General features: G+C 51.5%; 13 protein-coding genes. 2 read left to right on the top strand and 11 right to left on the bottom strand.

Annotation, left to right across the window (positions count from 1 at the left end):
* Position 1: 1 nt before the first annotated feature.
* The 7 genes from ACQG11_RS15790 to ACQG11_RS15760 all read right to left on the bottom strand — a co-directional run bounded on the left by ACQG11_RS15790 (position 2) and on the right by ACQG11_RS15760 (position 9,124).
* A complete protein-coding gene (locus tag ACQG11_RS15790) occupies positions 2-1,237 on the bottom strand; it encodes an MFS transporter (protein ID WP_023299501.1) in 1,236 nt (411 codons plus the stop codon).
* Positions 1,238-1,568: 331 nt separating this feature from the next.
* Positions 1,569-2,954 (bottom strand): phenylalanine transporter, encoded by a 1,386-nt coding sequence (pheP, locus tag ACQG11_RS15785; RefSeq protein ID WP_023305623.1) that lies wholly within the window; start codon positions 2,952-2,954, stop codon positions 1,569-1,571.
* Between the two features lie 102 nt (positions 2,955-3,056).
* Complete coding sequence (locus tag ACQG11_RS15780; RefSeq protein WP_105322517.1) at positions 3,057-5,030, bottom strand: PhoX family protein; 1,974 nt, start codon at positions 5,028-5,030, stop codon at positions 3,057-3,059.
* Positions 5,031-5,157: 127 nt separating this feature from the next.
* Positions 5,158-7,341: a TonB-dependent receptor gene (locus tag ACQG11_RS15775; RefSeq protein WP_058646014.1), complete on the bottom strand. Its 2,184-nt coding sequence runs from the start codon at positions 7,339-7,341 to the stop codon at positions 5,158-5,160.
* 199 nt (positions 7,342-7,540) lie between these two features.
* The gene (gene yahO / locus ACQG11_RS15770) at positions 7,541-7,816 is read right to left on the bottom strand and encodes a DUF1471 family periplasmic protein YahO (protein ID WP_022647318.1); all 276 of its coding nucleotides are present in this window, start codon (positions 7,814-7,816) and stop codon (positions 7,541-7,543) included.
* A gap of 149 nt (positions 7,817-7,965) precedes the next feature.
* Positions 7,966-8,685, bottom strand: a complete 720-nt coding sequence (locus tag ACQG11_RS15765) for a lipopolysaccharide core heptose(II) kinase RfaY (RefSeq protein ID WP_426728556.1) — start codon at positions 8,683-8,685, stop codon at positions 7,966-7,968.
* A gap of 10 nt (positions 8,686-8,695) precedes the next feature.
* Positions 8,696-9,124 carry a glycine zipper 2TM domain-containing protein gene (locus ACQG11_RS15760; RefSeq protein ID WP_022647316.1) on the bottom strand — a complete coding sequence of 143 codons (429 nt, stop codon included), beginning with the start codon at positions 9,122-9,124 and terminating at the stop codon, positions 8,696-8,698.
* Positions 9,125-9,432: 308 nt separating this feature from the next.
* Here ACQG11_RS15760 and ACQG11_RS15755 point away from each other — a divergent pair, with 308 nt between their 5' ends.
* Positions 9,433-9,723 carry a hypothetical protein gene (locus ACQG11_RS15755; RefSeq protein WP_022647314.1) on the top strand — a complete coding sequence of 97 codons (291 nt, stop codon included), beginning with the start codon at positions 9,433-9,435 and terminating at the stop codon, positions 9,721-9,723.
* A gap of 352 nt (positions 9,724-10,075) precedes the next feature.
* Here the strand turns inward: ACQG11_RS15755 and ACQG11_RS15750 are convergent, their stop codons facing one another.
* Complete coding sequence (locus ACQG11_RS15750; protein ID WP_426728555.1) at positions 10,076-10,465, bottom strand: S24 family peptidase; 390 nt, start codon at positions 10,463-10,465, stop codon at positions 10,076-10,078.
* 199 nt (positions 10,466-10,664) lie between these two features.
* Between ACQG11_RS15750 and ACQG11_RS15745 the strand changes: the two genes are divergently transcribed.
* Complete coding sequence (locus tag ACQG11_RS15745) at positions 10,665-12,080, top strand: hypothetical protein (protein WP_426728554.1); 1,416 nt, start codon at positions 10,665-10,667, stop codon at positions 12,078-12,080.
* 68 nt (positions 12,081-12,148) lie between these two features.
* Here the strand turns inward: ACQG11_RS15745 and ACQG11_RS15740 are convergent, their stop codons facing one another.
* From ACQG11_RS15740 to ACQG11_RS15730, 3 genes are read right to left on the bottom strand one after another with little or no spacing between them, the layout of a single operon-like run.
* Positions 12,149-14,728, bottom strand: coding sequence for a hypothetical protein (locus ACQG11_RS15740; RefSeq protein ID WP_426728553.1), 2,580 nt, complete (start codon positions 14,726-14,728; stop codon positions 12,149-12,151).
* Positions 14,729-15,370, bottom strand: coding sequence for a phage baseplate protein (locus tag ACQG11_RS15735; RefSeq protein WP_426728552.1), 642 nt, complete (start codon positions 15,368-15,370; stop codon positions 14,729-14,731).
* A complete protein-coding gene (locus ACQG11_RS15730) occupies positions 15,370-15,606 on the bottom strand; it encodes a phosphoglycolate phosphatase (RefSeq protein ID WP_426728551.1) in 237 nt (78 codons plus the stop codon). The genes ACQG11_RS15735 and ACQG11_RS15730 overlap by 1 nt, the downstream gene beginning before the upstream one ends.
* Between the last annotated feature and the right edge of the window lie 7 nt (positions 15,607-15,613).

Genomic DNA, 15,613 nt, shown 5'->3' with positions numbered 1-15,613 from the left:
ATTACGCCTTGTCATCGTCATACTTAAACGTGAGAAGGAAAATCAGCGCGATCGCCGCGGCAGCCACCGCCGGGATCCACCAGAATGTAACCCACGCCTGCGGCACGGTCTGCCCTGCCACCAGGCGGTTGTAAAGCGCCCCTGAAATCTGCGAGCCGAGCAGCATGCCGATGCCGTAGGTGAACATCACGATCATGCTCTGCGCCTGGCCTTTGACCTTTTCTCCCGCCACGCGGTCGGTGTAGATAAAGCCGACGACAAAGAAGAAATCGTAGCAGACGCCGTGCAGCAGAATGCCCAGATACAGCAGAATGCGCCCCTCCTCGCTGACGCCCAGCGCGAACATGGCATAACGCACGAACCACGCCAGCATGCCGATCAGCAGCATATATTTCACGCCCAGGCGGCGGAACAGCAGCGGAATAACCAGCATGAAGACGATCTCAGACATCTGCCCGAAGGACATGGCGGTGCTGACGTCGGCAATGCCGGCATCCGCCAGATACGAGGCGGTGTAGGCGTAATAGGTGCCGAGCGGGACGGAGATCAGCATTGCGCAGACGGAGAAGACGAAGAAGTGGCGGGTTTTGAGCAGCGCGAAGGCGTCCGCGCAGAAGAGATCGCGCACCTTCACAGGCAGGCCTTTCGCCGGTGCTGGCGTGTGCGGCAGCGTCAGGCTATAGAGCGCCAGCAGCACGGAGCTGACCGCCGCTACCTGGAAGATGGTCACGCTGGACGCCACGCCGGTGACGCCGATAAAAATGCCCGCCACGATCCAGCCGATGGTGCCAAACACGCGCACCACCGGGAAGGTTTTATCCACGTTTGCCAGGCTGTGGAACGCGATGTTGTTGGTCAGCGCCAGCGTTGGCATGTAGCAGAGCGTGTAGCCAAACAGCAGGCCAATCAGCAGCGCGCCGTTCTCAGCAATCAGCGCCCCCGGCACGAACCAGAGGATCGCCGCGCCCGCGAGGTGCATCACCGCCATCACCTTCTGTGAAGCGAAGAAGCGGTCCACCAGCATCCCGAGCACGAACGGCGAAAGAATGGAGGCGATGGGCCCGGCTGAGAACGCGTCGCCAATCAGCAGAGACATGTTGTGCCGGGTCATCACCAGGCCAAGCGTGACCGACCAGCTACCCCAGATAAAAAATTGCAGAAACATCATCAGCGACAGACGCGGCACCAGCAGCCGGTGCTGCGTTATCGCCTTTTCACTACTCTCAGTTGACACCATGATAAGCCTCACCCGGAAAAAGTAATCGATTACAAATTCGTTCAAATGAAAAGTAATCGATTACAAAACAAAGATCCTGTGGATCGAAACAGAATTGGGAGAGGGGTCACGATAATGGTGAAGGGGAGGTGCCGGGTGGCGGCTTCGCCTTACCCGGCCTACTAAATAACGTCCCCGAACATGTAGGCCCGGTAAGCGCAGCGGTGCCGGGCGTGAAGGCGGGCAGTGTGGTGCGGTCTGGTTTGGTGCGGTCTGGTGCCCTCACCCCGGCCCTCTCCCACAGGGAGAGGGGGCAAACACTAAAAACGGCAACCAGGTTGCCGTTTTGCTTTTACCTTCGAGAGAGTTTAAACGCAACAAACAGGAACACCACCCACACCGGCAGCAGCATCGCTGACAGGCGCATCTCATCCATGGTGCACATCAGCACCAGAATCAGGCCGAGGAAGGCGATACAGATGTAGTTCCCCGCCGGATAGAGCAGCGCCTTGAACTGCGTCTCGCGCCCCTTGCGGCGCATCGCGGCGCGAAAGCGCAGGTGCGCCAGGCAGATCATGATCCAGTTCAGCAGCAGCGTGGCGACAACCAGCGCCATCAGCAGGCCAAACGCCTCTTTCGGCAGCAGATAGTTGATCAGCACCACCAGCGAGGTGATAGCGCCGGAAAGGAACAGCGAATTGATCGGCACGCCGCGACGGCTGACGCGGGTGAGGAACTTCGGCGCGTTGCCCTGTACGGAGAGGCCAAACAGCATGCGGCTGTTGGAGTAGACCCCGCTGTTGTATACCGACAAAGACGCCACCAGAATGACGAAGTTCAGCGCGGAAGCCACCACGTTGCTGTTCAGGTCATGGAAGATCATCACGAACGGGCTGCTGTCAGATTTTACTTCCACCCACGGATAGAGCGCCAGCAGCACCACCAGCGAGCCGATATAGAACAGCAGGATACGGTACACCACCTGGTTGACCGCTTTCGGAATGCTTTTGTGCGGATCGCGCGCTTCGGCAGCGGTAATACCTATCAGCTCCAGACCGCCAAAGGAGAACATAATGACCGCCAGCGAGAGGATCAGCCCTTTCCAGCCAGTCGCCAGGAAGCCGCCGTGCTGCCACAGGTTGTCGATCGATGCACGCTCGCCGCCGTGGCCGGAGAACAGCAGCCACAGGCCAAAGCCGATCATGCCGATAATCGCCAGCACCTTGATCAACGCAAACCAGAACTCGGTCTCGCCATACAGGCGCACGTTCACAAGGTTAACGGCGTTAATAATGATGAAGAAGGCCGCCGCCCAGATCCACGTTGGCACGTCCGGGAGCCAGTACTGCATATAGATGCCTGCGGCGGTCAGCTCTGCCATCCCCACCAGCACAAACATCACCCAGTAGTTCCAGCCGGAGAGGAAGCCTGCGAACGGACCCCAGTATTTATAGGCAAAATGCGCGAAGGAGCCGGACACCGGCTCTTCAACAACCATCTCGCCGAGCTGGCGCATGATCAGGAAGGCGATAATCCCTGCGAGAGCGTAACCCAGCAGAACCGCCGGGCCAGCCATTTGAATGGCGGGGCCGATGCCGAGAAACAGCCCGGTACCGATCGCGCCGCCAAGGGCAATTAACTGAATATGTCGATTTTGCAAACCACGTTGCAGCGTCGGACTCTGATCCGACGAAGCTTCAGCGCTACCATGGCCTGAAGCGGATGACGCGTCTTTCACGCCCTACCCCTGTCTCTTTTTTAGAAGGGGCACGTTTTAACACTTCATGCTGGTGGTAGCAAGCTTAACGCCGGGCCAGCGCATGCGCCCGGCGGATAAACGTCACGACCCGATGATCCCGCCGTCTGCTTTGACTATCACCACCGTTGACGATCGCGGACGCCCGTTCGGGCTCGCGTCTGGCCAGCTGGAAACAGCGCGAGGGTTGGCCGGGTCGGTAATATCATCCCCACCCTCCCCCGGATGCTGAATGTTGATAAACAGCGTCCGGTTGTCTGGCGTAAATGCAATGCCGGTGATTTCGCACCCGCGCGGCCCGGTCAGGAATCGGCGATACTCGTTGGTGCCTGGAATGGTAGCCACCATCTGGTTATTGCCCATCCCCTCGTACGCTTTCTTATTGATGGTGCTGGAGGAGACATCGGTCTGGATCCACAGGACGCCCTGGTGGTCAAACGACAGGCCGTCCGGGCTGCCAAATTCCGCGCCCTGCATCGAGCCTTTGGCCTTCGGATCGTCGCCGTCGGTGCGCCCGGCCATGACCAGAATATCCCACTTAAAGCGTGAGGCGGCAGGATCGGCCCCCTCTTCGAGCCAGTGCATAATATGCCCGTACACGTTGTTGGCGCGCGGGTTAGCGGCGTCGACCGGTGCCTTGCCCTCTTTACCGCGATCGCTGTTGTTGGTGAGCGTACAGTAGACGCTGCCGCTGGCGTGCGGATCGACGGCTATCCACTCGGGGCGATCCATCTTCGTTGCCCCCACCACGTCGGCCGCCAGACGGGTTTTAATCAGCAGATCGCCCTGGCTTGCAAAACCGTTGCTTTTATCCAGGCCATTTTGCCCGAAGACAAGCGGCAGCCAGTCGCCGCTGCCGTTTTCGTTGAACCTGGCGACGTACAGCGTGCCGGACGTCAGCAGCTGCATATTGGCTTCGCGGTTCGCGGGATCGTATTTTTTATCCGAAACAAATTTATAGATGTACTCAAACTTTTGGTCGTCACCCATATAAGCCACCACGCGATTATCGGCGGCGAGCGTGACGGCTGCCCCCTCATGCTTGAAGCGGCCCAGCGCGGTGTGCTTGCGCGGGGTGGAGGTCGGGTTGTAGGGATCGATTTCCACGACCCAGCCGAAACGGTTGGGTTCGTTAGGGGTTTTATCGACGCTGAACCGCTCATCCACCTCGTTCCAGCGGTACGATTCATCGCTGTCGCTAATGCCGTAGCGTTTTTCCAGCGGGTTGAGATCGGCTTTTTTCACAAATATGTCCGACCAGTTCTCCTCGCAGGTGAGATAGGTCCCCCACGGCGTGTGGCCGTTGGCGCAGTTCTGCATGGTGCCCAGAACGCGTTCCCCCTGCGGATCGGCGGCGGTTTTCATTAAGTCCTGATGCCGCGCCGGGCCGGTAAGCTGCATCGGCGTATTGACGGTAATACGGCGGGCGAATGAAGACGGACGCACCACCTCCCAGCCGCTGCCCGTTTTTTTCACTTCCACCACCGACACGCCCATCGCGTTCTGCCCCTTGCGGGCTTTGTCGAGGCTCCAGTTCGCCGTACCGTCCGTAAACAGCATTCCGTTGTCGATGTATTCATGGTTCATCGCCAGCAGGCCATGCTCCGGGCTTTGCGCCCCCTGCGGCAGGCTAAACCACGCCATGCCGTCGTGGTGCATGCCCGCCTGCACGGCCTGTTCGTCTGTGGTATTGCTGGCGTCCGGTTTAAACGCCGGCATGTTGTTTTTGATGCCTGTCGGATCGCCCCAGCGATAGAACGGGCGGGCAATATAACCTTCCGGCACCCTGACCGTATCTTCCGTGGAGACGTCAATGCTGGTAAAGCCCAGGGAAACCGCTTTTGCCAGCGCGGACGGTTTTGAGACCGCGGCAATCGCATTCTCGGGTGTGATCAGATACGGGAATGATACGGCTGCCCCCGCTACGGCCCCCATCTGGAGAAAACGGCGGCGGGAGAGGAACACCTCTGCCACCTCGGAGAATACCGGGTTAGCGCTGCGGTTACTGATATCGTCGCGATGTTCTTTTTTAAATACGGATTTGAGGGGTCTGCCCATAGCGGCTTCCTGTCATTGGCCAAGAGGTAAGGATGTGGCGACCAGTGTAAGAAGCTTTTATTACAATTTTATAACACGACAACGAAGGGATTGGGGCGTCCCTGCCCCGGATAACGAGGTGGAACGCTTAGAACTCGTAGCCAACCGAGACCTTAAAGGTACGCGGCTCGCCCTGAGTGATGTAAGTACCGGAATCATCCACGCTTGACCAGTAGTTCTCGTTGGTCACGTTGTCGATGCCTGCGCGCACGGTCATCTGGTTTTCATTGTGGTTCACCGCGAAGCGATAGCGCATACCCAGATCCAGCGTGGTGTAGCTGTCCAGCTTTTTGGTGTTCGCAAGATCGGCATACTGCGTGCCGGAGTGGTTAACGCGCGCGGTCGCCGTCAGGCCCTCAATCGGCTTGATATCGTATTCTGCGCCCAGCACGGCGTAGAAGTTCGGAATACCGATCGCGTCGTTCCCCTGGTTCACGCCGTTTTTAGTTTTGGTCAGCTCGGCCTGAAGCCAGGTGGCGCTGGCGTTCAGACGCATCCCGAGCGTTGGCTCGCCGAAAACGTTCAGCTCCACGCCACGGTTACGCTGTTCAGCGTCCAGGCCGTAGTGGCCGCTGTCGTCGAGGATGGCCGACGGCATTTTGATCTCAAACAGTGCCAGGGAGCCGCCCACGCGGCCAAAGTCCGCCTTTACACCCACTTCGTTCTGCTTAGAGTGCACGATACCGGTGCTCTGGCCGTAGTTGTTTGCTGAGCGAGGCGCGGTTTCACCGGGCTGTAACGCCTCGGTGTGGTTGGCGTAGAGGGAAATTTCCTCCCAAGGCTTATAGACCACGCCGTAGGTTGGCATCCAGCGGCTACCGTCAAAACCGTCCGCGTCGTTTTCCGCACCGGTAATTTTGTTGTACCCGCGAATCACCACTTTCTGATGGCGTGCGCCTGCGGTAAACAGCAGTTTGTCGTCCAGCACGCCCAGGGTATCGCTCAACAGCCAGCCCTGCGTGCGGGTGCGCCCGCTGGTCAGCGGATCGCTGTATTTGCCGCCTGAGCCGCTGAAGTTGCTGCTGTCCGGCATAGCAACGCCAGTGTTGTGGTAGATGTTGGTGGTCGGGTTATCTGCCGCAGCAGACATTTTCCACGCGATTTTTTCGTTTTTGGTCATCGCGGAGTACCCGACATTCACCTTGTGCGAGACGAAGCCGGTCATGAAGTTACCGCGAATGCCCGCCATGCCGCTGACGGAATCGCTGATGCGGTTGGTATCAAGGCGGCTGACCGTCGCATTACCGCTTTTATCCATCAGCTTCGGGGCGCTGTAGATCCCCTCTTCGTGCGCGTGCTGTGCGCCGAGGCCGGTATAGGCCGTCCAGCTATCGGTGATGTCGTACTCGCTGCGCCACATGCCGAATTCGTTTTCGATATCGCTGTAGGCCCACTTCTGCGAGAAGTTGCGATCGTTCTTCGGTGGTTCAGGCACGAAGTCCACCGCCGAGATGTTGACGCTGGTCGGGCTGCCGTGGAAGGTTTTTTTCTGATAGCCCAGGTCCAGCGAGGTGCGGAAACGGTCACCTTTGTAATCCAGACCGGTGGAGAGCAGCGTGGTGCGGCGGCGGTCGTTCGGCACGCCGGTTTCGCCTTCACGATGCACAAGGTTCACCCGCGCGCCGAACTGGTCGTTATCGCCAAAGCGACGCCCCGCATCCAGCGTGGTGCCAATCTGGGAATCCGAGGTGTAGTCGACGCCCACTTTCGCCTGCGGGATGTCGCCAGCGTGTTTTGGCTCAAGGTTGATCATCCCGCCCACGCCCGAGCTGGCCGCGCCGTTCATCAGGGAATTGGCCCCTTTGAAGATCTCGATGCGGTCAACCATCTGGGCATCCACCACCTGACGCGGCAGTACGCCAGACAATCCGCCAAAGGTCATATCGTCGCCGTCAAACTTCAGGCCGCGGATACGGAAGGTTTCCGCGCTGTTGCCGTACCCCTGAACGAACTGCACGCCCGCGTCGTTAGCGACCACGTCAGCAATGGTTTTCGCCTGCTGATCTTCCACCAGCTTCGAGGTGTAGCTAATGATGTTGAACGGCACGTCCATGGCGTTCTGCTGCCCGAGCATCCCCATACGTCCGCCGTTAGCCACCTGGCCGTCGAGGAAGGCCGGAAGCAGCTGGTCACCGCCGGGTTTGAAATCACTCCCCGCCGTGGACTGGACCACGATGGTGTCCTCTTTTTTCTCTTCCGCCGCAAAGGCGGAGTGTGTAACCGCGCCGATGGCAATCGCCAGCAGCGTTTTGTGCATTGTGGTGTTGTTCATAATGAGCTCTTAACGTGCGCGCAAAAATGGCCCGTTGTCGGGCCTTAGTATTTATCAAATGAAATGCAAATGAGAACTATACGCATTATATATACGTAATCAAGCGTCAACGAGGAGCACTGCGCGAGAAGAGGTTAAAAACGATGTGGGGGAGAAGTACGGCGCACAACCACCCCAGAAAGGGGTGGTTGCTAAAGCGTTATTTTTTCTTGTAAATATCGGCGGTGCCGTGAATTTTGTTGTTTGTATTACCGGAAGTCAGCACCAGCACATCAGCACCTTCTTTATCGGCCTTTTCGACCAGCTCTTTTTTCGCATCGTCGACAGAGACTTCGTTAGCCGTGCTCACGGTACCGATTTTTTCGTACTGAGACTCAACTTTTTCGAATTCGTTTTTTGTCATCATTTCAGCCGCAAAGGCGTTGGTGGTAAACAGAAACGCGGTGCCCAACAAAATAGCAGTCGTTTTTTTCATAAACTTTTTCCTTAAGATTAATGAGCAACTACGAAAAGCCCCCACGCGAAACGGTGAGGTGTAATGAGCATGGTAGAGGATTGGCGAAAATGCCATATACCAGGGAAAATTCTTTTATAACAGGCTGTTGTCCTGCATGAATAAAGGGTTTAAGCGGTATTTGAACGCGCCAGATACTTCCTCTGGACGATTTTATGGTGTCGTCTGATTTTTTTTGCGATCAGGCGTTTTTCCCAACGCCGGTGGGATTCAATGGGAATACCAATGCGCAGGCTGGCCGTCACGTTGTCTTCAACAATCCTTTTCGCGTTACAACGCTTTCCGGACAGATCGATGATCCTTATTCCTTTTTCACTCAGGATGAAGTTCCCGCCGTGCGCATCGCCGGAAATGATTTTCAGATTGTGCATTTTCTGCATACTGTGTCGGATTTCACGCTTTATGTCCGGCGTGATCGCGGGAAGAACGCGTAACTCCGGACCGGGGACATACTCAAACAACATGAGCGAGATTGTTGCGAATCTGAAAATCCGGCGTTCAGCCAGGAGATAAAAATCATTCGGGAAGGTATGACCTTGCCTGCCAGCATAGTCGATCCGCTCAATCAAATTTTCGTTGGGGTTGGGCGTAAAAAACGATTTGAAAAATTTTTCTATCCTTTTTTTCCTGGGGGAGTAAATCTTTAATACAAACTGTCCGTAGGGGGTATTCAGTAAAGAGACGTGGGTATGCGGAAGGCTTTTAAATACCATCTGAACGCTGAGTCTTTTTACATTACAGGACAATATATCGTCCAGTATTTCCAGGTATCGTGTATCGTTATTTTTATAACAGACGTGAAAACCACGGTATTTCATTTTTGTAATCATAATAATGTGCTTAGTATGATTTTTCCACGGTGGTATTAGAACCCGTTGTGATGATACGAACTTTGTCGCCAGGGTTAAATGTCAAACCATTATTGTGCTGCACCACCTGAATAGTCTGCCCGGATTGAGTCTTGATAAGTAACTTCACTTCCTGTGCTGCCAGTTCGTTAGACTGCCGGTTATGAGAAGCCGCCGCCCCGGCTGTTGCACCGGCTACCGTCATGGCGGTTTTCCCTTTGCCGTTACCGAACTGGTGACCCACTACGCCACCAATCGTGCCCGCGGTTAAGGTACGCAGCGGATGATACCCTTCTCGCGTATGCGTAATAATTTGGCTCTGCAGAACCGTGCCATCCTCCACCAGCGATCGGATGCCAGCGTAACTCGCCGGACTGGTGATAGCCAGAAAGCTCAACGCGATGAGTAAATATTTTTTCATTTTAAGCCTTTATTATTCATTGAAGGTGACACTATTCTGCCCGGCGAAAAATCATCTCCTTTAGCTAAATATGCTTTACCAGGCAAATAATTTATTTTTACACAAAACGACCATAAATTTAAAAATAAACAATTTAAAACTGGAAAGGTATATTGACTTCAATTGTCAATAACGTGTTTTCCAGATACATTGTCAGAGTATTTGATTCAGACGAAGCAATATCCATTGCACAATTCTCAATAATTACCAATCATCGTTATTAAAATAATGGTCCCTGTCCATACAGGGAAAACATCAGGAGTTATATTATGAAAAAAGTCATTCTCGCTCTGGCTTTCACTGCGGCATCATTTTCTGCATTTGCAAATCATCCGGTAGCCCGTGCGACTGCCGTCGCCTCCGCCGATCATCCTGTTGCCGTTGCGGCGGCCACCGGTGAAGGTAACCATCCTGTCGCCCGCACCACGGCGGTGGTATCTGCCGATCACCCTGTCGCCGTCGCAGCCGCAACAGACGGTAGTTATCATCCCGTCGCCCGTGCAACTGTGGTCGCTAACGCTGACCATCCGGTCGCCGCCGCGGCCGTTACAGGGCACTAATGGCGCTCTCCCCCGGCAAGTAAGTTGGGGGAAAAGTCAATGTGTCGTATGACCCTGGAAGGCCAGTTATTAAAGGTAATGAAAACACGATTCAGGCTGGTCAGGAACGGCTGAGTGCCGGAGGGTTAATGGCACGCCCTGTAGGATTCGAACCTACGACCTACGGCTTAGAAGAACGTAGAGTACTGTTTAACACACTGTAATATCATTGGTTTTTCCGCGCTCGCACCGCGTTTGTGTCATAACGTGTCATTACATGCTGTCGTATTTCCTTCTGATTCATCCATGCATGACACAGCTGTGACACAGAGAGTACACAGCCATGCCTCATGGTATAGCTGTGTAGTTTCCTTCACATCACCGGGCAATCATCAAACTCACCCGTCCGCGCATCGTTGATGATGTACGTGATGACTCCAAATATTGGTAGCGCTCCGCTGATACCCTCGTCGTTGCCAGGCAGCCTCTCCTTTCTCCCGTTCGCCACATTCTCAAGATGCGGCTGCGGGTATGTGCGATACCTCTTTACTTTAAACTCACCGTTACAGTCACAGATAAGCAGCGAGCCGTCACACGGCTTAAGCGACGAATCGATGACAAGGAGCGCATCCTTCATGATGCCGCAGCGGTATATCGTCTCACCCGCCCGCATGTAGTACGTAGCAGCAGGTTTCATGATAAGCGCCTCATCAAGTGACAGGCGACTTTCAACGTAATCAGCAGCTGGACTCGGGAACCCCATAACTCACCTCCGATAGTTACTGCATATTCATACAGTATTATCGATCGGCGGTATCGATCAATAGCGTTTGTGGTGCTACACTTCAGACCTTTCAGAATTCACTGATTTTTATCATGTTAAAGTTATTCGCCAAGTACACATCAATAGGTGTCATCAACACGCTCAAATGTTCTGAAATTGAGCCAGGATGGAGTTAATAATGTTCAGAAATCAATATGCTATATCAGAGTCCTCGCTAAGAGGAAACATCACCCCCGACATGGAATGGCACGGAATGAGCGTACACCTAGGGGAGGGATCAGAGGTTTGCGCTAATGACAATTGCCTAATCATAGGCAAAATCGTCAATAGTTGCGACCCTGGCATGTCGCCTAGAGATATAGTAGACGCTGTATCATCATGCGATAGCCTTGAAAGTGTTTTCGAATTTACCGATGGGATGGCGGGAAGGTACGTAATTGCTTTCATCATAAATTCAGATGTATATATGCTGACTGATGCTTGCGGATTCAAAAGAGCGCTATTTATGATGCATAATGGCGCAAAATTAATTACTTCATCTGAAAATTACGCTGCTCACATATTTGGATTTAACACAGTTATTAATGAAAATATAAAAGAGATGATGCGTGATGAAGCCTACAGAAGAAAAGAAAGCCCATGGTTTGGAGTAACTTCTATAGATGAAAGGTTCAGATATTTAATACCAAACCACTACCTGTCTATACGTGATTTTTCGTTGCATCGCATGCCTCCCCCAAGGATTGGTGGTGATGCAATTGCCATCTCGTCATCAATGATAAAGAATACAATTTCAGCACTCTCTGAAAGGTATAGATTGATGCAGCCTATAACGGCTGGCATTGACAGCAGGATTCTTCTTGCGGCATCTGAATCTGTTAAAGATAGCATCGATTATTATGTATTTGGAGAAGAAAACTCAAACCACGAAGATGTGTCCATTCCAAAAGAGCTATCAAAGATAGTTGGTGTAAATTTCAATGCTATAACCCCTCCGTCCGCACCAAATGAGTTCAAAAATGAAATCAAAAAAACAGTTCTTGGTGGGAGGGATTTGCCTAAGATTGATAATATATACTACCACTATAAGAAATCTCACTTTGAAAAGGTGAACATTAATGGTAATGGCGCAGAGATATTCAGATCTTATTATGGCACATCAATATTTGGATTTAGCGCTAAATCGCTCTCCATACTTTCTGGAACTAAAAAATGGCCAATACTGGAAAGAAAGATTAATGATTGGCTAACCTTAACTGGAGCTAAAAGATATTCTCAAGATAACAACATATCAATTACCGATCTTTTCTACTGGGAGCAAAGAATGGCAATATGGGGGTCTATGTTCCCCTTAGAGCAAGATATCGCAATGGATGAGGTATCCCCATTTAGCAATAGAAAATTAATTTTCACAATGCTGAGCGAACCTTCAATAAAACGCAGATCTCCTGATTTCAAATCGGCCACTTTGTTGATTGAATATTTGGATAGCAGGTTAAATAAAGTTCCTGTCAATCCTAAATCATCAAGCACTATTTTAGACCTTGTAAAGGCTCACACAATAACTCAGCTAATTGTTAAGAAAATAATCTAACAATTCAATTTATAAATATCGGGGTTTGCCACCCCGATATTTATTTAATTTGTACAAATGCTGTGCATTTAAGTGATTGATAGGGTTCTTATGTCATTGCTGGCAGGAGAGGTCATTACTATTTGCGTGACGTTCTGCCCTGACACTGTGTAGGTTAGTATTAGATTGCCAGCAGATCCAATGTTGAAGTTCTGCTTAGCTCCAGATACACCAATCGCTCTTGAGCTCGTGAGAGTATATGTTCCTCCCGCAGAAAAGCCGGTAGCGATAACAAAATGCTGTCCAACTTTAAATGGAACTGACATGGTGGCAGATGTTGACTCTACAGTAGCAAACGGCAAGCTGGACTGTTTAACCCCTGTCACATCCCAAAACTCACAGTTTCGCAGTACTGCCCTACTTATCAGGCCTCTTGTTACAGGCAGTGCGGTCTGGTCTTGCGACAAGAAAGCACAGATAATCTGCACATTATCAAGGTCGATCTCGTGCGCTGTAGTTCCGTCTATAGGGCTCAATGTAGTAGATGCGCTCCAGAGCTTACCTCCTTTCATTTTGATACTTACAGGCCCGTTAGGGTCTGTCCCACTAAAAGCTCGTATACGCTCAAATTTGCAATCTGTGAATTCATAGCTTCCGCGTTGATTTGTTTCGAACAATGTGTAAGCCTCTCCTGGCACACCGTGCCTAACATTGCTGGCAACAACACGCGGATTGTGACGGGATGATGCTGACGTCACAGAGAAGAATGGCGCACAGATGTCATTGATAAGAATGTCAGTGGTATATCGACCGGTAATAGAGCTCTCCGAGTTAGACATATCTGAATATAGCGCCTTGAAGCGGGAGAAGTCTATGTTAAGCCCAACTCCTGCACTCTTGGGGAGAGTGCCAAAATCTAGACCGTCAATAACAATTTTCTTAGGAAAGTAAAGAGTATCGTCACGACCGACAGTTATCAATGTTCCAGGATATGCCGACAAGCTGCCAGGGAAAACTTTGATATCTTTCAGGGTAATACTGTTGAATAACGTAGGGCTTATCGGGGACCCACTGCTTGGCCCCTGTCCGGCTGTGATGGCTGCATTTATAATCCCGTTGCCAGGCACTCCGTTGCGCAAACCAGTTAGCTTGATATTCTCCATATATAAATCGCCATCAAAGTAACCACCAGCATCGGAGCGAGTTGCAATGATGTTTCCAGGCATGTCGGGTGATGAATTGAATGTCGAGTTTGTGACGTACAGGTCACCAATCCCAGTTACGAGAACTCCGCTGCGGCCGATATTGCAGTCATTAATTTTTAAATAGTTCTGGAATGGCATGTGGAAATCAATTCGGCTTAAGTCACACCGTTCAAATCTCACATTGGCGCAATTATTGCTGCCGGTTGCGCCCCACCCTTCGCCGTTTGCTGATGCGTTTTTGATAGTGACATTCATCGAATTACCTAGGCCGATGGCGTAGGAGTAGATATCGCCAGTACCGGTAAACGAGTCTGCCACTGAAGGCGCGAATAGGCCGTCTACTATGACATCATAGCTTTCGTTGATTTCAAGACGGCTATCACTGAAGTTTTGTGTTATGGGTCTATTAATAAATGAAGTATTAATCAGGCGGACTCGTGACGCTTGATTAATGTAAATAATTCGATAATTCCTAGTGAGACTTTCATCTATGGTTAGCCCTTTAATAGTTTGCACATCCTTGCGTATTTTAAGGGCTTTAATAGATGTAGCGTTTGTGCCAAGTCCATACCTAAGCGGGTTTTCAATATTTCCACGGTTATATACCCTGTTGAAATCAACGCGAGTATACGCCGTATCCCTGAATATAAACATCGGTTGAGATGTCGATAACTGAATGAAGCAACCGTCAAGGTCGGTATTAGAAGCCAGACCATCGAGATAGTTACTGCCTACACCGCGAGAGTTACCTGTTGACGCATTAACTCCATTAACTGGAGCAGAGCCAGGGCCGTAGGTAACAGGGGTAACAGGCTGGCTAATAACAATCTGACCTGTCCATGTCGCAGTCGGTTTTAAAACTGACCCCGTCAGATCAACGTTTAAGTTTTTAATGTCGAGGTATGTTCCGCCATCAAGCAAGAACGTTCCACTTGATTGTCGAACATCTAAATTATTGACAAAAGCATAGTTCAGCGCCTGAGCTATGGCTGGTGCGTCATTTGTCACTCCATCACCTATAGCACCAAATTCTAAAAAAGAGATGCTTTGTTTTTTTGGTGATGATACTTGATGCCACGCATTTTTACCCTCACCACCTGTAGAGCTTGGGCTTGAGGCTGCCGGAACTTGCTTCGGTAAATCTCCACCCCAGTAATACCAGTTTTTGCTTTCCTCATCCCATATAAAATCAGATCTGGATGCCAGTGATGCGCCAGCAACAAAAGTGCTCGAACCGTCGATAAAAGCAGTAAGCTTGTCATTTACCTCATCTACTGATGGGACATCAAGGTTCGCGCGCGCCTGAACAATATCGGCAAGGTCAGAAAGGTTGTTTTTTGCGCGAAGAAAATGCGTTACTGGAAGTTTTTGGTCTGTGCTGTTCTGGTTTATCAGCAGCTGTGCGGTATCAATGGTATCTGTTGCTGCGGGTAAGTCGGTTAACTTTACTTTTTGTTCGGCCATTTATGCAGTCCTGTACCATCCGGCAAGTTTGACGTATTGGTTAGCTACGGAGAATTGGGTTCCGTCGCCTGTGCTTCCAGTATCCCCCTTCACGGGGTGGTCATGAGCGCCTATAGCAACGGTATGGGAATGTTGATAACTAGACGTGTTTGTAGATTGAGAAGAGCTGATATCGTCGCTACTTCCGTCCTGAGACCCACCCGTCCATTTGCCAACACTCTTCAATGGAACGGTGTGACCATGAGTATCCTGGCTTGTGTTTTTTGTCCCGTAGTCAAACTGACCGGTTCGTAAATCTACTGGGTGAACATGCGGTGGAATATTCGCGCTTGTCAGAGTTACAGAATCACTACCACCCTGCTGGAGAACGTCACTTCCAGTGCTGTTAGCTAGACGGATAGTTCTGCCAGCACCTGGAATCCTCGCCCACGTTGAACCCTGCCAGATTGCATTTGGATTGACGTCATTTGCGAACCACTCTACTTTTCCAACCGGATAGCGCATGTTGAATAAGGCAGTGGCAAGAGCATCCAGAGTGATTGAGCGGTCGTTGCCGTTCTGATTGATATGCATCAGGTCTGTTGATTCTGCATCTGATGCTGATGGCAGATCAGTAAGATACTTGAGAAGAATATCAGCCATTAAGCCCCCTCAAGTGCTGTAACGCGAGCCTTCAGGTCAGCTATTTGCGCATACAAGTCGTTTAGTAGTGTATTGAGGTGATTTGCAGCTAGCTTGCTACCTGCTGAGATTGATCCATCCGGCATGCGAACGGGAGGCACAAACCCGCCGGCAAGAATTTCATCTGGAATTGGTTCTTTGTTTTTCTGCCCGTCAGCATAAGTGACGTCAGTATCTGCAAATGATGTGATAGCCATTTAATTT

It is taken from the genome of Enterobacter cloacae complex sp. 372C4, assembly GCF_050030615.1.
GTDB lineage: Bacteria > Pseudomonadota > Gammaproteobacteria > Enterobacterales > Enterobacteriaceae > Enterobacter > Enterobacter intestinihominis.
The sequence above is the reverse complement of the archived record's forward strand: the minus strand, read 5'-3'. Positions and strand labels throughout refer to the sequence as shown.